The 18,819-nt window shown below is 54.7% G+C and carries 13 protein-coding genes; all 13 read left to right on the forward strand.

What is annotated here, in order from left to right:
- Window positions 1-5 precede the first annotated feature (5 nt).
- Window positions 6-1,424 (forward strand): family 43 glycosylhydrolase, encoded by a 1,419-nt coding sequence (locus NYE33_RS08675; RefSeq protein WP_076248492.1) that lies wholly within the window; start codon window positions 6-8, stop codon window positions 1,422-1,424.
- A gap of 36 nt (window positions 1,425-1,460) precedes the next feature.
- Window positions 1,461-4,703, forward strand: coding sequence for a DUF6259 domain-containing protein (locus tag NYE33_RS08680; RefSeq protein ID WP_341065472.1), 3,243 nt, complete (start codon window positions 1,461-1,463; stop codon window positions 4,701-4,703).
- A 41-nt stretch (window positions 4,704-4,744) separates the two neighbouring features.
- Window positions 4,745-6,361, forward strand: a complete 1,617-nt coding sequence (locus NYE33_RS08685) for an extracellular solute-binding protein (protein WP_076248497.1) — start codon at window positions 4,745-4,747, stop codon at window positions 6,359-6,361.
- A gap of 18 nt (window positions 6,362-6,379) precedes the next feature.
- Complete coding sequence (locus tag NYE33_RS08690; protein WP_371916306.1) at window positions 6,380-7,288, forward strand: ABC transporter permease; 909 nt, start codon at window positions 6,380-6,382, stop codon at window positions 7,286-7,288.
- Between the two features lie 14 nt (window positions 7,289-7,302).
- On the forward strand, window positions 7,303-8,184 hold the full coding sequence (locus NYE33_RS08695) for a carbohydrate ABC transporter permease (protein WP_042139988.1): 882 nt from the start codon (window positions 7,303-7,305) through the stop codon (window positions 8,182-8,184).
- 34 nt (window positions 8,185-8,218) lie between these two features.
- Entirely contained in the window at window positions 8,219-10,288 is a 2,070-nt protein-coding gene (locus NYE33_RS08700; protein ID WP_341065474.1) for a TIM-barrel domain-containing protein, read from the forward strand.
- Between the two features lie 9 nt (window positions 10,289-10,297).
- Window positions 10,298-11,815 (forward strand): FGGY-family carbohydrate kinase, encoded by a 1,518-nt coding sequence (locus NYE33_RS08705; RefSeq protein WP_341065475.1) that lies wholly within the window; start codon window positions 10,298-10,300, stop codon window positions 11,813-11,815.
- Window positions 11,816-11,828: 13 nt separating this feature from the next.
- Window positions 11,829-12,707 (forward strand): class II fructose-bisphosphate aldolase, encoded by an 879-nt coding sequence (locus tag NYE33_RS08710; protein WP_340942205.1) that lies wholly within the window; start codon window positions 11,829-11,831, stop codon window positions 12,705-12,707.
- 34 nt (window positions 12,708-12,741) lie between these two features.
- Window positions 12,742-13,791 carry a DUF4432 family protein gene (locus tag NYE33_RS08715; RefSeq protein WP_341065476.1) on the forward strand — a complete coding sequence of 350 codons (1,050 nt, stop codon included), beginning with the start codon at window positions 12,742-12,744 and terminating at the stop codon, window positions 13,789-13,791.
- Window positions 13,792-13,810: 19 nt separating this feature from the next.
- Window positions 13,811-15,304 carry an L-arabinose isomerase gene (gene araA, locus NYE33_RS08720; protein WP_341065477.1) on the forward strand — a complete coding sequence of 498 codons (1,494 nt, stop codon included), beginning with the start codon at window positions 13,811-13,813 and terminating at the stop codon, window positions 15,302-15,304.
- Window positions 15,305-15,479: 175 nt separating this feature from the next.
- Window positions 15,480-15,767 (forward strand): Asp-tRNA(Asn)/Glu-tRNA(Gln) amidotransferase subunit GatC, encoded by a 288-nt coding sequence (gatC, locus tag NYE33_RS08725; protein ID WP_042139983.1) that lies wholly within the window; start codon window positions 15,480-15,482, stop codon window positions 15,765-15,767.
- 25 nt (window positions 15,768-15,792) lie between these two features.
- Window positions 15,793-17,250 carry an Asp-tRNA(Asn)/Glu-tRNA(Gln) amidotransferase subunit GatA gene (gatA, locus tag NYE33_RS08730; RefSeq protein ID WP_076248502.1) on the forward strand — a complete coding sequence of 486 codons (1,458 nt, stop codon included), beginning with the start codon at window positions 15,793-15,795 and terminating at the stop codon, window positions 17,248-17,250.
- 38 nt (window positions 17,251-17,288) lie between these two features.
- A complete protein-coding gene (gatB, locus tag NYE33_RS08735) occupies window positions 17,289-18,734 on the forward strand; it encodes an Asp-tRNA(Asn)/Glu-tRNA(Gln) amidotransferase subunit GatB (protein ID WP_076248503.1) in 1,446 nt (481 codons plus the stop codon).
- The last annotated feature ends 85 nt before the right edge of the window (window positions 18,735-18,819 follow it).

Raw genomic sequence — 18,819 nt, forward strand, 5'->3', positions numbered from 1 at the left:
GCAGCATGAGCAAATTATTCTACAAGCCTGAAGACGGCTGGCTGGCCGACGTTATCCCGTTCTATGAAGACGGCGAGTTTAAGCTGCTGTATCTGAAAGATTGGCGCGACAGGGAAGGACACGGTGAAGGCACGCCGTGGTTTCTGCTGGGGACCCGGGATTTCATTCACTACAAGGAATACGGAGAGGTTCTGCCGAGGGGCGGGGTATCCGAGCAGGACCTGTATATCTATACGGGATGCGTGCTGAAGAAAGACGGACTGTATCATATTTTCTATACCGGCAACAATTTTCATTATCCGGCGGAGGGCAAGGCGCAGCAGGCAGTGATGCATGCGGTCAGCAGTGATTTTGTACATTGGGAAAAACGGCCGCAGGATGCCTTCTACGCGCCAACGGAGGTCTACGAGGAGCATGACTGGCGCGATCCGTTTGTGTTCTGGAACGAGGAGGCGGGGGAATATTGGATGCTGCTTGCCGCCCGGTTAAAGGAAGGGCCAGCGGGCCGCCGCGGTTGCGTTGCCCTATGCGCCTCCAAGGACTTGACCGGCTGGGAGGTACGCGATCCGTTCTGGGCTCCCTACTTGTATACGACTCACGAATGCCCGGATCTGTTCCGGATGGGGGAATGGTGGTACCTTCTGTACTCGACATTCTCGGACCGTACAGTCACGCATTACCGGATGAGCCGCTCGCTGCAGGGGCCTTGGCTGGCGCCGGAGAACGATGCACTTGATACCCGGGCATTCTATGCCGCCAAGACCTGGACTGACGGTGAGCGGCGTTATGCATTCGGATGGAACCCGACGCGGGAAGGCGAGCATGACGGGGGCACCTGGCAATGGGGCGGACATCTGGTTGTGCATGAAGTCGTACAGGGCACGGATGGTGAGCTGCTTGTAAAAGTGCCGGATACCCTGAATGCTGCGTTCAATAAGGAAAGCGCTTTATCCTTCACCGAAGTGCTCGGACGCTGGAAGTTCAGCGGCAGCACGGCCGCGGTTACAGCAGCCGATTCCTTCGCCGGTGCCTATGCGGGGCCATTACCGGACGGCGCCTGCAAGCTGGAGGCGACGATAACGTTCGCTCCCGGCACCCGGGGCTGCGGCATTGTTCTGCGGACCGATCAGGAGTTCGGGCAGGGGTATATGATCCGGCTGGAGCCGGGCCGTAACCGGATTGTTGTTGACCAGTGGCCGAGGAAGGGAGATGTCCCCTACGCCGTCGGCATGGAGCGGCCGCTGCAATTACTGCCGGAAACCGCCTGCTCGTTAAGCATATATCTGGAAGATCAGGTATGCGTAGTCTATGTGAACGAGGAGCTTGCGTTAAGCACACGGCTGTATGATTTCCAGCAGGGAGGGACGGGGCTGTTCGTGAGTGAGGGGAGTGCGGAATTCATATTCAGGCAGTTTGCAATGTAGGTCCATTCCAATCCGGATGAAGAGAGGGGATAGGTAATGATCAATGTTGTAAGAAGAACAGTGATGGTATGTGTGGCGTGTATCCTTTTATATAGCAGTCTGCCGGGCTTTAGTTCTGCAGATACGGCTAATGTAAAGGTGACGATTGATTCCGGCACGGCCGCCATCGACTTCACTTATGGCACGATAAACCTGGCCCGCGGCAACGAAGGCAAGCTGACCGGTATCCGCCATCTGGCGCAGAACAATCTGTGGAATGATACGGCTGCTTCTACCGTTTCAGCGAAGAGAGGGCATGTCACCTATGAACACACCTGGGGGTCGGGCACTTCGCTGGCTGAGCTGGAGACAACGGTTGCCCGTAAATATGACGGTACCTTGACCGTCAGCCAGCATGCGCAGACAGAGCAGCCAGGCATATCGGGCGTGCAATGGGGATTCATTATCCCCGATACGTATGATCTGATTATTCCCGCACTGGGCGGGATCCGGCTCACTGCCGAATCACCGGACGCCGCCTATGGCTTCTCCCAGTTCACCTATCCCGATGTCTGGGAGGCGCAGATGTTTCTTGTGCAGGGGGCAGAGGGCGGACTGCTGGTTCATGCGGATGACAATGCCGGTTTCTTCAAAACATTGCATGTGAAGCATGAGAATGGCAGCTTCTATGTAGGTATAGAGACGCAAGCGCCCGCTCCATTTCAGCAAACGACCAAGGCGGTCTCCACCGATTGGCGGCTTATAGCCTACGCCGGTGACTGGGCAAAAGGATCCGCGATGTACCGGGAGTGGGCAGATGGTGCCTTCGGGTTAGCTGAATCTTCCGCGAAGGCACCGGATTGGGCCAAGGATATCGGATTCACGGTGCTGACGGATCTGGAAGACCAGCCGATGCTTGAGGAGCTTGCACAGCGGGTAGATGCGGAGCGGACGCTGCTGGTTGTTCCCGGCTGGAGAGCGGACCCCTATGATGTGAATTTTCCCAATTATGAGCCTAAGCCGGATATCGCAGCCAGGATCGACGCTGCCCAGGCGCTGGGATTCCGCGTCATGCTGTATGTAAATATATTTGGAACATCATTTAACAACGAGAATTATACACAGATGCAGCCCTATCAGGTGAAAGATCCGTTCACGCTGGAGAGGAAGCGCTGGGAGTATACAGCAGGATCGGAACAGATTTCATTTGCCGTTATTAATCCGGCGGCGGAGGCGTGGCGGGAACTCTTCGTTAACAAGATGACTGCCCTGGTGAATGAGGTCGGACCGGACGCGCTGCACCTGGACCAGTCGCTGCTCATGTATAACGATGCCAACGGCCTGATTGACGGCAACAACATGATGCAAGGCAATATCGCCCTGCACCGCGAGCTTAGAGAAGCGCTGCCGGATATCGCCTTGGGCGGGGAGAGCCTGAATGAAATCACGACACGGTACGAGTCCTTTGCGCAGCGCCATGCCTATGGAATCTTCTCCGCGAGCGGAACATGGGATGACAGCAAAATCAGTCAGGTGGTTCCGGCCAGCTCAGCGATTTTTGCCCCGTATACGACCATTTACGGTCATCCCGATCATGCGAACCCGATCACGGAGGATTATTTCATGGCCTGGCATAAGGTTGTTCAGAACCGGCTGGGGGCTATTCCGATGCTCACAAGACCTAATCTGGGCCAGATCGCCAATCCTACGCCGCTGATGGAACAATTGCTGGATGAAGCGGGCTGGTACCAGAGTGCACAGCCTACAGCTGATTTCAGCAATATGTCTGATCCCACTCTGTTTGCTTTCAGGACAGCAAACGGCGGCAGTGCCAAATATGTGCGCGATTCCTATGGCGAGAAGCTGACCGCCTACGACGGGAACCCTTCCGGCGGGGACACCGACATCATGCGTTATTTGTACGGGGCAGAGACCTATCCGTTGCCGGGAAGCATTCCGGGGTGGCTGCTCTATGATGAACAGAAGCTGTTCGGGCTGGACCCGGACAAAACGTATCTGTATTTGAACCAGGTCCGTGATCCCGAGGGATTCCATGTCTATGAGTGGCCGGAGGATGTGGCGCTGAAACGGCTGTCCAGCCGGTCCACCCACACCACCATCGTTATGGACGACAAGCTTCAGTCCGGTGATATAGACCTGCTGAATTACGAGGGACCGGTTAGAGCAGGAGAGGTTCTGGGAGACGGTACCGTCCATACTACCGCTGCCCCGTTCCCTACCACGGGCGGATTCTCCTACTCCTTCCCCGGAGGAGGAACTGTGCAGCACTGGGGCGACCGGATCCTGGCCCATCCGCCTTACGCAGGACAGTGGCAGGGCGGGCATACCTGGCTGGAATTTGACATCAGTCTGCCCGCAGCAGCGGCAGCGAGCTTTCAAGCGGGTGTGCAACTGGGCTCCGAGCAGAACGTTGCGAGCAGTGACGGTGTCACCTTCAAGGTATCCGCCTGGGATAAGGCAGAAGCGCCTGGGGACCGTACGGTGCTGAGTGAAGAGCAGTTCAGCAGAAGTGCCTCACCTACAGCCATGGAGCTGGATTTGTCGGAATTAGCAGGCAAAGAAGTGACCCTCCGGCTGGAGACGCATCCCGGTGTGACGGTGGACAATGATTCTGCCGTATGGGTGGCGCCGACGGTAGCCGTTGCAACTTACGGCGGCAACCGCAGCGTAAGCTTCAAGGTGAACAGCCCGCTGCCCTTAACTGTGGTGCAATCCAGCTACGGAGCAGCCTCGTCTGTAAGTCTAGGTAACAATCACTACGAAATTACAGCACCTGCCTCGGGTACGGTGTATCTGATTCACAACGTGTCTGCTCCTGTGCAGCTGCCATTATCGTTACCCGGCGCTCCATATCATTCGAGCCTGGTGTTCGAGGACGGAAGCGAAGGGCAAGCCCAGTCTCCGTTCGGCGGATTCCCGGGAAGCGGCTCTGTACTCGGTCTTGAGAAGCAGGGGCTGGATGCCCACCCGCCGCAGCACGGGCAGACGCATATTGAATATGCCTTGAATTTGCCCGCAGACACGCAGGCTGTACTGCAGGGATTCGCCGGCATTAAGGACGGATCGGATGACTCCCAGGGCGCCGGCTTCCGCATAGCGGTGAACGGAACCGTAAAGTGGTCGCAGGATATGATGCCGGGCGGGGCCTGGACGCCGTTCAGTATCCCGCTGGCCGAATATGCCGGAACTTCGGTCATCATCACCCTGATCACCGATTCTTTGGGCGATTACGGATATGACCGGGCCTTCTGGGGCCAGCCGGCTCTGATTGTGCAATAAAGAGATCATGCAGAAACCGAATATGAGGGGGAAGCAAAATCATGAGAAAAATTGCCGCTTTATCTATTAGTACCGTTCTTTTGGCCCTGACAGCCTGCAGCTCACCATCCAATACCAAAGACACTGCCAGCTCCAGTGCCGATCCCAAGCAACCCATTGACCTGCGGGTAGGCCGTTATTCCCTGCCCACCTGGGGGTATCCCGCAGGGGATGATTTTGCGAACAACATCTGGTACCGGCATTATGCTGACAAGTTCAATCTGAACGTCATACACGAATGGACAGCTCTGCAGAATGAATACAATGAGAAGCTGAACATCGTCATTGCCTCGGGATCGATTCCGGATATCGTCATCGAAGCCTCCACCAACCAGCTGGAGACCATGGTAAAGGCCGGTATGACAGCGGATCTGACCGATGTTTTCGAGGAGCATGCTTCTGATTTGACGAAGGAGATTCTCACCGGTGACGGCGGCCTTGCGATGGATTCGGCTACCTTTGACGGCAAGCTCATGGCTTTGCCCTACACGACCTCGGTCATCTATGAACCCAGTCTGCTGTGGGTGCGGCAGGACTGGCTGGATAAGCTGAACCTGCCTGTGCCGAAGACCATTGACGATGTGATTGCGGTGGCCAAGGCCTTCAAGGAACAGGACCCGGACGGCAACGGCATCGACGACACCGGCGGGCTGGCGTTCAGCAACTGGCTATTCGACGGGATTACCTCCACCACCGGATTCTTCAACGGCTACCATGCCTATCCGCAGAGCTGGCTCAAAGGAGATGACGGCAAAATCACCTACGGCAGCGTGCAGCCTGAAATGAAGAATGCCTTGGCTAAGCTCAGAGAAATGTATCAGGCCGGCCTGATTGATCCTGAGTTTGGCATGAAGGATACGACCAAGGTAACGGAGGAGGTCAGCGGCGGCAAATACGGCATCAGCTATGGACGCTGCTGGAATGTATACATGTACGGCACGGGCCTGGAGGGCCAGCCGGATATGGTCTGGACCCCACTGGCGGCCCCGAGCGCCGACGGGCAGGATGTATTTGCCAATGTAGGCACAACCGTGGTGAGCTACTACGCGGTGAACAAAGACTATAAGCATCCCGAAATTCTCGTCCAATTATTGAATGATTACAACGAGATGGCTTACGGTCCGAACCGGAATGATCCCGAGGTCAAGAAATTCTTTGCTTTCGAAAAAGGGCAGACCATTGTGGAACAGGGGCACTTGTCTCTGGCCCGGACTCTTACGACCGATGATGCTACCGTGAAATCTTTGGAATACCTGATCGAAGCCATCGAGAAGCGCGATCCCAGCAAGCTGGACCAGGCTCTGACCGAGACGGGGAAATACGAACCGAGCATAGCTTATCTGGACGGCAAGGGGACCGGCTATATGGAGTATCACCAGGTCAAAGCCTTCAAAACGATTGTGGAGGGCTATGGCACGGATCATCTGATTCCCCAGGCTTATGGAGGCACCACAGAAACGATGCTGAATAAAATGGGCATTCTGGGCGATTATGAACGTGAAATTTTCACGAAGATCATCATGGGTGCAGAGCCTATTGATGCATTCGATACTTTCGTATCCGAGTGGCACAAGCTGGGCGGCCAGCAGATTCTGGACGAGATCAACGCCAGCTTGTGATGAAAGGGGTAGCCTATTGTGAGAGCATTGCACCTGAAGAGCCGCTTCAGACATGAGTTGCCGTATCATTTGTTTTTGATACCGGGAATTATACTGGCCGTTCTATTCTGCTATATCCCGATGATGGGGATTGTCATGGCCTTCCAGAACTTTAGCGTGTTCAAGGGCTGGCTTGAGGGTCCGTGGGTCGGGATGGACAATTTCAAATATATTATTTCCATGCCCCGCTTCGGGCAAGTCATGTATAACACGATCTATATCTCGATTTTGAAAATTGTATTTTCATTGATTGTGCCTATCGTTGTTGCGCTGCTGCTGAACGAAATGCGCGGCCAGAGGCTGAAACGCGTGCTGCAAACTGCGATGTACCTGCCTTATTTCCTGTCCTGGGTGGTTTTGGGCGGCATTATCCTGGATGTCCTCAGTCTGGAGGGGGTGATTAACAGCCTCATCCAGGCCTTTGGCGGAGAGCCGGTGGGCTTCCTGTCCAGCAACCGGCTGTTTCCCGGCGTACTGGTCACTACTGAAGTGTGGAAGAACTTTGGCTTCAATACGATTATCTATATGGCTGCGCTAACCTCCATCAATCCGGATTTATATGAAGCGGCCATGATTGACGGAGCCAGCCGCTGGCGGCAGATCTGGCATGTTACGCTGCCCGGCATTCGTCCCACAATCATTCTTCTGGCTACTCTGAGTCTCGGCAATGTGCTGAACGCCGGGTTTGAGCAGGTATTCATGCTGCTCAATCCGCTGGTGGTCGATTCCGGCGATATCCTGGATACGCTGGTCTACCGGCTGGCCTTCAATCAGGCGCAGTACAGCGTAGCGACAGCCGTAGGACTGTTTAAATCCCTGGTGTCCGGAGTACTTATTTCAGTTTCCTATTATATGGCTTATAAGTTTGCCGATTACCGCATTTTTTGAAAGGGGGAGCAAGGGTGAAATACCGTTTGAACGGCAGCACCGTGTTCGCAGTATTCAACAAAGTGTTTCTCATTCTCTTGGGAATCCTCTGCATTGCGCCGATTGTCAATACGTTAGCCATTTCCTTCAGCTCCGCCTCGGCGGTGGCGATGGGGAAGGTACGGTTTTTTCCGTCGGACTTTTCACTGGACGCTTATAAATTTATCGCTACCCGTCCGGAATTCCTAAGATCCTTGGGCGTGGCTGTGATCCGGGTGCTTGTAGGGAGCGCCCTGCAGATGCTGGTTACTTTTATTTCGGCTTATCCCCTTTCCAGGGAGAACAGGGATTTCAGCATGCGGACGTTTTATGTATGGTTTTTCATGTTCACCATCCTGTTCAGCGGAGGCATTGTGCCCCTGTACATGCAAGTGAAATCCCTCCACATGCTGGATACCATGATGGTACTGGTCCTGCCGACAGCCCTGGCGGTCTTCAACATCGTTCTGATGATCAATTTCTTCAGAGGACTGCCCCGGGAACTGGATGAGTCCTTCCGCATAGATGGAGCCGGACACTGGACCATCCTGTGGCGGTTATACTTCCCGCTGTCCTTGCCTGCTTTTGCGACCATCCTGCTGCTGGCTATGGTAGGGCATTGGAATAGCTGGTTTGACGGAATGATCTTCATGAACCAGACCGAGAACTATCCGCTCGCCACCTATTTGCGCTCCATTATTGTCAGCTTCGATTTCAGCAATGTGAGGTCTGAGGATGCCGCACTCCTGGCCAGCATCTCACCGCGCACGACCAAGAGCGCACAGATCATTCTGGCCACGTTGCCCATCTTGTGTGTATACCCTTTTTTACAGCGTTATTTCGTGTCTGGTCTCGTTCTGGGAAGCGTGAAGGGATAGTTCCAAAAACTATTTACAGTAGGAGAAATGGATTATGCAGAAAATTGCCAGCGGAATCTTTAAGCTGACCTTCGGAACACCCGAAGAATTTACACCGGTATCGGTATTGAAGCCTGTCACATGTCTCGAAGCGCTGAATGCGCTTGAAGATCATCCGCTTCCCTTTCTAAGGGAGGATATTCATTTTCAACCGCGCCAGGGCTCCGTATTGCTGGAGATTCCCTTGGAGCCGGAAGAGGAAGTATACGGTTTGGGCTTACAGCTTAAATCGTTCAGACAGAGCGGCAGCAAGAAGAAGCTGCGCACGAATTCCGACCCGTCCGCGGATCTGGGAGACTCCCATGCGCCGGTTCCCTTTTATGTAAGTACTGCCGGTTATGCCATTCTGGTGGATACGGCCCGGTACGCGACCTTTTTCAGCGGAGGGTGCAAGAGAGTTGGCAGCAAGCAGGATCTGGAAGGCTTCGAATCGGCAGGCACCGAGAAGGGGCACTGGGAAGTGAAAAAGGGAAGCGGCAATATGCTGGTGGATATCCCTGCGGCGCAAGGAGTAGATATTTATGTGTTTTGCGGCGGGGATATGAAGGACGCGGTCAGCCGCTATAATCTGTTCAGCGGCGGCGGGGCGTTACCTCCGATGTGGGGATTGGGTGTCATGTACCGTGCAGACTGGCATGCGGATCAGGAGGATGTCCTGCAGTTAGCCCGGCAAATCAGGGAAGATGAGATGCCCTGCGACATGTTTGGTCTGGAGCCCGGCTGGCAGACGAACGCCTACTCCTGCACCTATGTGTGGGACAGCAACAGATTTCCGGATGAGAAAAGGCTGATCCAGGATCTGAATGATATGGGGTACCGGCTTAATCTGTGGGAACATGCTTATGTGCATCCTGATAGTCCTGTCTTCCCGGAGCTGAAGCCTTATTCGGCCGACAGCTATGTATGGGACGGTCTGGTGCCGGATTTCACGCAAGCTGAGGCCCGGAAAGCCTTCACGGACATCCATCAGCCCTTCATTGAGGCGGGGTTGTCAGGCTTCAAGCTGGATGAATGTGATAACGGCGATTATATCGGCAACTGGGGTTTTCCCGATTTCGCCCGTTTTCCGGGAGGGGCGGACGGGGAGCAGATGCACAGCTTGTTCGGCCAGCTCTATCAGCAAACGATGCTCGCCCCGTTCAAGGCAGCGGATCGCCGGACCTATGGACAGGTGCGCGCTTCCCATGCGCTCGCGGCGCCCTATCCCTATGTACTGTACAGCGACCTCTACGATCATGAAGACTTCGTACGGGGGCTGGCCACAGCGTCCTTCTCAGGCCTGCTCTGGTCGCCGGAGGTCCGTCAGACAGCAACGAGGGAAGAGCTGCTGCGCCGGATTGGCGCTGTGATTTTCTCGCCTCTGGCGGTGCTTAACTGTTATATGATTCCTTCGCCGCCATGGAAGCAATTCGATCATGACAAGAACCATGCCGGTGAATGGCTGGAGGATTGGCCCCAACTGGCGCAGCAATGCAGAAAGCTTCTGCAAATCCGAATGAGTCTGATTCCTTACTTGTATGCCGCATTTGGCAGATACCGCCAGCAGGGAGTACCCCCTATACGTCCCTTGGTGATGGATTACCCGGGTGACTCTGAGGTGCTGGATTGCTTCGACCAGTTCATAGTTGGAGAGGATCTTATGGCTGCTCCTGTTGTCTATGGTAACGGTGACACACGTAAAATCTACCTGCCTCAAGGCCGCTGGTACGAACGATTGAACGGAGAGTGGCTGAACGGCGGACAATGGATCACCCGCCAGGTTGCTGAGGATGAAGTTCCTCTGTATATCAAACAGGGCGCGCTAATTCCTTGGGCAGAGCCCGTTCTATGTGTCCGGGACAACACCGTTTTTAATGTAGAGCCCGTTCTGTACGGTGCGGAAGCAGGGGAATGCTCGCTTTTATGTGATGATGCAGTAAGCTATTCCATGATTTCTGAGAGCCTGCCTTTTGCCACAATTAAGGTGACCCAAGAAGGCGGTCTGAGCATAGATGAACAAGACATAATCTCTGAGCGCTATAGTATAGCCGGTGTGAAATACGTCCCGGATGGGGAGAGGGGCTGAACCGGGGACATGGCCGTCGATCTCATAGGCCTAGATATAGGGTCAACAGGAACGAAATGCCTGATCATGGCTCCAACGGGTGAGGTGCTGGCCCAGGCATACAGGGAATACCCCATGGAATCGCCGGAAAACGGCTGTTATGAGCTGAGTCCGCAGCGGGTGTGGGAAGCGGTTCAAGCTGTGATCAGTTCCGCAATGAACAAGTATGACAGACCGCCTGCCATGCTTGCCGGACTGTCCGTTTCTTCCTTTGGGGAGGCTGCCGTTCTGCTCGACAGCGGGGGCTGCGTGCTTGGAAACAGCCTGCTGTATATTGACAAGCGGGGAAGCGAGCAACTGGAGGTTTTGGTGGAGCATATCGGAGAAGAGAACATCATCGGCAAGACGGGTCTTCATCCCCATCCGATGTACACCCTCTCCAAATTGATGTGGTACCGGGAAGAGCGGCCGGACATTTATGAGCGGCTTCACACCTTTCTGCCGTTTGGATCATTCATTCTCTATAAGCTGGGTGCAGGACCGGTAATCGACTATTCGCTGGCGTCCAGAACGCTGGCCTTTGATGTCCACCGGCTTGAGTGGGATGAGGAGATTATCCGGGCGTCAGGCTTAAGGAGCGGGATATTTCCCCAGGCGCTGGAGCTTGGATCACGGCTGGGCAATATATCACCCGCAGCGGCTGAGGCGCTGGGGTTGCCTGCCCACCTTCAGCTGGTGCTCGGCGGACATGACCAGGTATGCGCTGCCATTGGCGCGGGAGTCACGGAAGAAGGCTCGGCCGTAGACGGCATTGGCACCGTAGAGTGCATCACGCCGGTCTTTCATAAAATGCAGGTCAATGATAAGGCGCTTGCGCTTAGCAAGCTGGCGCTGGTTCCTTATATCCAGGGAAGTTATACCACCTATGCGTTTAATTTCACTGGCGGCTCACTGCTCAAGTGGTACAGGGACCAGTTCGGTTATGAAGAGAAATGTGCGGCAGATGAGTCCGGCCGGAGTGTCTATGAGATTATGGGCGAGAGCGCCGGAGAAGGTCCTACAGACATTTTGGTACTGCCGCATTTTGCCGGCTCAGGCACTCCATACATGAATCCGGCTGCGGTTGGGGTCATCGCGGGCTTGAATTTCAACACCACGAAGGGTGAACTGTACAGAGCCTTGATGGAGGGCGTCACCTATGAGATGAGGCTCAATCTGGATTGTCTGGAGCAAGCGGGTATGCGTATCAGAGAACTAAAAGCCTGCGGCGGCGGTGCCAAGTCCGCCCTGTGGCTGCAAATCAAGGCGGACATCATGAACAGGGCCGTCATCGCCCTTGATATCGAAGAGGCGGGTATTCTAGGAGCGGTTATTCTGGCCGGGGTGGCGCTGGGAGTGTTCCCTTCCTATGCAGAAGCTGCCCGCCGTTTGGTGAAAATGGGCACTACCTTCTATCCGCGCCCTGAGAACCGTAGGCACTATGACGAGAATTACGCCAAATATAAACGGCTGTATCAAGCAGTGAATAACGTCATGTCGAACCCATAGGAGATGCTGAAGAATGCCATTAGTGACCCTGAAAGAGTTAATGAAGGATGCCGAAGCCAAGCGTTATGCCGTCGGCGCGTACAATGTGATTAATTTGGAGATGATCCGGGGAATCATTGCCGGGGCCGAGGAGGCGCGTTCACCGGTCATTCTGTCCTTTGCGGAAGTGCATATTCCGCTTGTTCCGCTGGAGGTGATCGCTCCAATTATACTGGCGGCTGCGAGGCAAGCGCAGGTTCCCGTTGCGGTACACCTGGATCACGGCCAGGATCACGAAATTCTGATCCGGGCGATGCAGCTCGGCTTCTCGTCGGTGATGTTCGATGGCGCGCATCTGCCGCTGGAGGAGAATATCCGCCAGACCAATGAGATCAGCAAAATCGCCAAGGCGCTCGGAGTTTCCGTAGAAGCCGAACTTGGCAAGATTCTGCGTCCGGAGGGCGGCGGAGCGGAGGAAGAGATCGAAGAATATGATCCGGACGATGTTTACACCAATCCCCAAGAAGCACAAACCTTTATTGAACATACCGATGTCGATGCGCTCGCCGTTGCTTACGGGACTGCGCACGGTGTTTATCTGACAGAACCGGTTCTGGATTTTGAGCGTTTGAAGCTCATCAAAGAGCTTACCGGCCTGCCGCTGGTGATGCATGGCGGGTCCGGACTGGATGAAGCCGCCTATATCACCTCCATACAGTGCGGCATCCGCAAGCTCAACTATTATTCCAATATGGCGCATGAAGTGGCGAATACCCTCCAGGCGAAATTGGCGGCCAACAGCGCGAAGCAGCACAAAAGCTATTATCATGACATATCCAGATGGGCTATGGAAGCAGTGCAGCAGGATATCGTGCGCACGATGAGAATTTTCGGGAGTGCCGGACAAGCCTGAGGCTTGCCTTCCCGGGTGCAGGAGGAATGGCGGTATGGCAAGACTTTATGGCAGAGAATGGACCCGGCGCGAGCTGGAGGCCAGAGTTGGCCGAATAGAGCAGCTTGCGGGAGTGCAGCCCTTTGTAATGAGAGAGGGGCCGGAGGCCGGTCAGGAAGTGTTCCGCGTGCGGACGGGCTCAGGCCTCTCCTATTGGGTGCATCCCGGGAAAGGAATGGATATCTCTTTGGCTGAATTTTGCGGCATTCCGGTTAGCTGGTCTGCCGCCAACGGCGATCCCCATGCTGCTTATTTCAGGGAAGAAGGGAATCATTGGCTGCAGACGGCTTCCGGCGGTTTGCTGATGACTTGCGGCTTGTCGCAGGCGGGTGCGGCCGGCCGGGACGAATACGGAGCTTATGGATTGCATGGGCAGATCCATCATACACCCGCACGCCAGGCTTCATATCAGGCGGAATGGCAAGGCAATGAATATGAGATGCGCCTGCGGGGAGTCGTAGAGGAGACGTCCATTTTTGGACATAAGCTGCGTTTGACCCGCACGATTACAAGCAGGCTTGGAGAGAACAGTTTGCAGCTTTGCGATAGCGTGGAGAATGCAGGCTTTACCCCGGCCCCGCATCTGATGCTGTATCATTTCAACTTTGGCTTTCCGCTGCTTGCAGAGGATACCAGGATCATCTTGCCGGAGAGCAGCTGTGCTCCGCGTGATGATGATATGGAGATATCACGGATACATGAATGGCAGGCGCCGGATCAACGTTTCAAGGAACAAGTGTACTACCATGAGCCATTGGAGCGGCAAACATACATCTGCGCTCAAATCAGCAGCCCTTCTTTTCCTGTACCCGGCTTATCCTCTTCTGCGGGAGGCCTGACGGCAGAGCTGAAGTGGGATCAGCGGACGCTGCCCAGACTGGTGCAGTGGAGAATGCCCGGAGCAGGCGAACATGTGCTGGGACTCGAGCCGTCCAATTGCTGGACCCGGGGGAGAGCGGAAGAGCGCGGAGCGCATTCTTCGAAGCTGCTGGAGCCTGGAGAAGCCGTTCATTACGAAATTGAATTGAAATTCAAAACGAGTTGAACAAACGGAGGAATTTGATATGCTGCAGGCTAAGCCTTATGTATTCTGGTTTGTCACAGGGAGCCAAGGTTTGTACGGAGAGGATGTACTTGAGCAGGTGGAGGAGAATTCCAGGAGAATGGTCGAGGAGTTAAACCGCGAAGGGGGCCTCCCGTATCCGATCCAATTCCGCGAAACGGTTACGGCTCCGGAAGCGATTCTGCGAGTTTGCCTTGAAGCCAATTCCAGCGGGACCTGCGCGGGGGTGATCACATGGATGCACACCTTCTCTCCGGCCAAAATGTGGATCTCGGGGCTGACCCAGCTGCGCAAGCCGCTGCTGCATCTCCATACCCAATACAATATCGAGATTCCCTGGGACAGTATTGATATGGAGTTTATGAACTTGAACCAGGCGGCGCATGGCGACCGTGAGTTCGGATTCATCGGCGCCCGCCTGCGAATGCCCAGAAAGATTATTGCAGGCCACTGGAAGGATGAAGAGGTGCGTGCAAGAATCGGAGGGTGGATGAAGACGGCGGCGGGTTATACCGGGAGCCAGACGATGAGAATCGCCAGGTTCGGCGATAATATGCGTGATGTCGCGGTGACGGAAGGCGATAAGGTGGAGGCGCAAATCAAGCTGGGGTGGACGGTCAACGGTTATCCGGCCGGCGATCTGGCTGAACGGGTTCGGAGTGTAAGTGATGCCAAGCTGCGTACGCTGATGGATGAATACGCCGAATTGTACGATTTTACGGATCAGGGTCGCGCCGATGGCGCTGAACGGGAAGCCATTCGTGAACAGGCGCGGATGGAGATTGCGCTGAGCGAATTTTTGGAGGAGGGCGGATATACAGCGTTCGTGACCAGCTTCCAGGACCTGCATGGACTGAAGCAATTGCCGGGGCTGGCGGCACAGCGGCTGATGGCGGCAGGCTACGGCTTTGGCGGTGAAGGCGACTGGAAGACGGCCGCGCTGGTACGGATGATGAAGATTATGGCCGGGAATCAAGGCACCTCTTTCATGGAGGATTATACGTATCATCTGCAAAAGGGCAATGAAATGGTGCTGGGTTCCCATATGCTGGAGATCTGCCCGTCCCTGGCTGCCGACAAACCAAGGATTGAAGTGCATCCCTTGTTTGTCGGCGGGAAGGAAGCTCCGGCGCGTCTAATATTTGGCGGCGCAAGCGGCACAGGAATCAATGCTACCCTGGTGGATATGGGCGACCGGTTCCGCCTGATCGTCAATGAAGTGAATGCCGTACAGAATGAACATAGAATGCCTCATCTGCCGGTAGCGCGCCTCCTCTGGCAGCCGCAGCCGTCCTTGACCCGTGCATCGGAAGCCTGGATTCTGGCCGGGGGTGCACATCACTTCGCCTTTTCCTTCCACACAACGAGTGAACAGCTCCGGGATTGGGCGCGCATGGCAGGAATCGAGTGTCTTGTCATCGACGCCTCCAGCACCTTGATTTCACTTGAAAATGAGCTGCGCTGGAATGACCTGTATTACAGGTTGAATCATTAGCCGGATTAAGCTTAATCAGTCAAAGACCCGCTTCCTGCCACAATCAGCAGGTGCGGGTCTTTTGCTGCATATATCTCCCTCCATCGACAAGCGCATTGAATTGTAAGGCCGTCTACAATATAATTAAAAACGTTATCCGGGCGCTTTAGCCCTTTAAACAGGAGGGATATTCATTATGAGCATCACCGTCAAAGATGTGCAGCATGTGGCCAAGCTGGCCCGACTGCAATTAAGCCCGGAAGAAGAGGCTACCTTCACCGAACAAATGAATGCTATTTTACAATATGCCGAGAAATTGAATGAGCTGGATACTGAAAATGTAGAGCCGACCACTCATGTGCTGCAGGTCAGTAATGTGATGCGTGACGATGTAGTCAAGGAGAGCCTGTCCCAGGAGGCAGCGCTGCTTAACGCACCGGAAGATGAAGACGGACACTTTAAGGTTCCCGCTGTTCTGGAATAACTAAAGCCTGAGAGGAGGAAGCAAGTTGAGCCTGTTTCAATATCGATTACCTGAAGTACATAACATGCTGCACAGTAAAGCGGTCTCGGTCAGTGAGCTGACGGAAGCGTCGCTTTCTGCCATTGCGGAGCATGACAGTAAGGTTCATGCTTTTTTGACACTGAATGAAGAGGGTGCCCGTGATCAAGCACGCGCACTAGATGACAAGCTGGCTTCCGGAGCCGCGCGCGGTCTGCTGTTCGGACTTCCTGCCGGAATCAAGGATAATATTGTCACCAAAGGTCTGCGCACCACCTGTGCCAGCCAGTTCCTGACCAATTTCCAGCCGGTTTACGATGCCACAGTAGTTTCCAAGCTGCGCCAGGCCGATGCCGTAACGATCGGCAAGCTGAACATGGACGAGTTCGCCATGGGCGGCTCGAATGAGAATTCCAGCTTCGGCGCTGTGCGAAATCCATGGGATTTGGAGTGTGTTCCCGGCGGGTCGAGCGGTGGTTCGGCAGCGGCGGTTGCGGCCGGAGAAGTGTTCTTCACCCTCGGCTCCGACACCGGCGGCTCGATCCGCCAGCCGGCTTCCTATTGCGGAGTGGTCGGCCTTAAGCCAACGTACGGGTTAGTGTCGCGTTATGGTCTGGTGGCATTTGCTTCCTCACTGGATCAGATTGGCCCGATTACCCGGACCGTTGAGGATTCCGCGTATGTACTGCAGGCGATTGCCGGCTATGACGCCCAGGATTCCACCTCGGCCAAGGTCAGCATTCCGGATTACCTGAGCTCGCTGACCGGCGATATCTCCGGTTTGCGTATTGCAGTGCCGAAGGAATACATCGGCGAAGGCGTAGATGCATCGGTCCGCGAATCTGTGCTGTCAGCGCTTAAAGTTCTTGAAGGTCTTGGCGCCGTGTGGGAAGAAGTTTCTCTTCCGCATACTGAATATGCCGTAGCCGCTTATTATCTGCTCTCCTCTTCGGAGGCTTCCTCCAACCTGGCCCGTTTTGACGGCGTCCGCTATGGGGTTCGTGTAGACAATGGCGGCGGTTTGCTGGATCTGTACCATAACTCCCGCAGCCAAGGCTTCGGTCCTGAAGTCAAACGCCGGATTATGCTCGGCACCTATGCGCTCAGCTCCGGATATTATGATGCTTACTATTTGAAGGCGCAGAAGGTACGCACCTTGATTAAGCAGGATTTTGATGAAGTGTTCAAGAAATATGATGTCGTAATCGGCCCGACTGCGCCAACCACAGCCTTTAAGCTGGGCTCGCAGACCGAAGATCCGCTGACCATGTACCTGAATGATATCCTGACCATACCTGTCAGTCTGGCTGGTATTCCTGCTATCAGCATCCCTTGCGGCTTCGCAGAAGGCCTGCCTGTCGGCTTGCAGATTATCGGCAAGGAGTTTGACGAGAGTACGGTACTGCGCGTTGCGCATGCCTTTGAACAACATACAGAGCATCACAAGGCCCGTCCGCAAATGTAGCTACCAGTTTGAGTATATGCCCACAAAACTTTTAAGGGATGAGATTATCTATGTCTAAATATGAAACGGTCATCGGGCTTGAAGTTCATGTGGAGCTTCATACCAAGTCCAAAATCTTCTGCGGCTGCTCCACAGAATTCGGCGCTCCGCCCAATACACATACCTGTCCGGTCTGTCTCGGCCACCCCGGCGTATTGCCGGTTCTTAACCGCCAGGCCGTAGAGTACGCGATGAAAGCGGCGATGGCGCTTAACTGTACGATTGGCGATGTCAGCAAATTCGACCGCAAAAACTATTTTTACCCCGATTCGCCAAAAGCGTACCAGATTTCGCAATATGACCAGCCTATCGGCCTGAACGGCTGGATTGATATTGAAGTGAACGGAGAGACCAAACGGATCGGCATCACCCGTCTTCATCTGGAGGAAGATGCGGGCAAGCTGACTCATGTGGACGGCGGCTTTGCTTCACTGGTTGACTTCAACCGGGTGGGGACTCCGCTTATTGAAATTGTCTCTGAGCCCGATCTGCGTTCACCGGAGGAGGCGCGCGCCTATCTGGAGAAGATCCGCGCCATTATGCAGTACTGCGATGTATCCGATGTGAAGATGGAAGAGGGCTCGATGCGCTGCGATGCCAATATCAGCCTGCGGCCGGAAGGCCAGGAGGAATTCGGCATCCGGGCAGAGCTGAAGAACATGAACTCCTTCCGCGGCGTACTCCGTGGTTTGGAGTATGAGCAGTTCCGTCAAGGCGAGATTCTGGACGACGGGGGGATCGTTGTCCAGGAGACCCGCCGCTGGGATGAAGCTGGAGGCAAGACCTTGTCTATGCGCGGTAAGGAAGAAGCGCATGACTACCGTTATTTCCCGGACCCGGATCTTATCGTGCTGCATATTAGCGAGTCTTGGAAGGAACAGATCCGCGCGACCATTCCGGAGCTTCCGGATGCGCGGCAGGCCCGTTACAGTGAAGAATTTGGCCTGACCGCCTATGATGCCGGAGTCCTTACTTCATCCAAGCCGCTCGCTGATTTCTTCGAGGGCAGTCTGGCCTACACACAGGATGCCAAGGCTGTCGCCAACTGGATGATGGGAGACCTGCTGGGATACTTGAACAGCAATAATCTGGAATTATCCCAGGTGAAGATTACGCCGCAGGGGCTGGGTGAAATGATAGGCCTGATCGCAGGCGGAACCATCAGCAGCAAAATTGCCAAGACCGTCTTCAAAGAAATGCTGGAGAGCGGTAAGCTGCCGGCAGTTATCGTTGAAGAGCAGGGGCTGGTCCAGATCAGTGATGAAGGGGCAATCAAAAAAATTGTCCAGGATGTGGTCGCTGCTAATCCGCAATCTGTCGAAGACTACAAGGCCGGCAAGAAACAAGCGATCGGCTTCCTCGTTGGCCAGGTTATGAAAGAAAGCAAAGGGAAAGCAAACCCCGGTCTTGTTAACACACTGCTCGCTGACGTATTGAACAGCTAGGGGCTGCTTTTGGCTAATAGATTGGGTAATAAGTCATAGAATCATGAGCACAGGGCTTGTCGGCAACGGCAGGCCCTCTGCAGTA

Origin of the sequence: Paenibacillus sp. FSL R10-2199 (assembly GCF_038000235.1) — a bacterium.
In the GTDB taxonomy this organism is placed as follows: domain Bacteria; phylum Bacillota; class Bacilli; order Paenibacillales; family Paenibacillaceae; genus Paenibacillus_AQ; species Paenibacillus_AQ phytohabitans.

Excerpts from the sequence above, each read along its gene's own strand:
- NYE33_RS08675 (WP_076248492.1), top strand. The coding sequence starts at position 6 with ATGAGCAAATTATTCTACAAGCCTGAAGACGGCTGGCTGGCCGACGTT.
- NYE33_RS08680 (WP_341065472.1), top strand. The coding sequence starts at position 1,461 with ATGATCAATGTTGTAAGAAGAACAGTGATGGTATGTGTGGCGTGTATC.
- NYE33_RS08685 (WP_076248497.1), top strand. The coding sequence starts at position 4,745 with ATGAGAAAAATTGCCGCTTTATCTATTAGTACCGTTCTTTTGGCCCTG.
- NYE33_RS08700 (WP_341065474.1), top strand. The coding sequence starts at position 8,219 with ATGCAGAAAATTGCCAGCGGAATCTTTAAGCTGACCTTCGGAACACCC.
- NYE33_RS08705 (WP_341065475.1), top strand. The coding sequence starts at position 10,298 with ATGGCCGTCGATCTCATAGGCCTAGATATAGGGTCAACAGGAACGAAA.
- NYE33_RS08710 (WP_340942205.1), top strand. The coding sequence starts at position 11,829 with ATGCCATTAGTGACCCTGAAAGAGTTAATGAAGGATGCCGAAGCCAAG.
- NYE33_RS08715 (WP_341065476.1), top strand. The coding sequence starts at position 12,742 with ATGGCAAGACTTTATGGCAGAGAATGGACCCGGCGCGAGCTGGAGGCC.
- araA (WP_341065477.1), top strand. The coding sequence starts at position 13,811 with ATGCTGCAGGCTAAGCCTTATGTATTCTGGTTTGTCACAGGGAGCCAA.
- gatC (WP_042139983.1), top strand. The coding sequence starts at position 15,480 with ATGAGCATCACCGTCAAAGATGTGCAGCATGTGGCCAAGCTGGCCCGA.
- gatB (WP_076248503.1), top strand. The coding sequence starts at position 17,289 with ATGAGATTATCTATGTCTAAATATGAAACGGTCATCGGGCTTGAAGTT.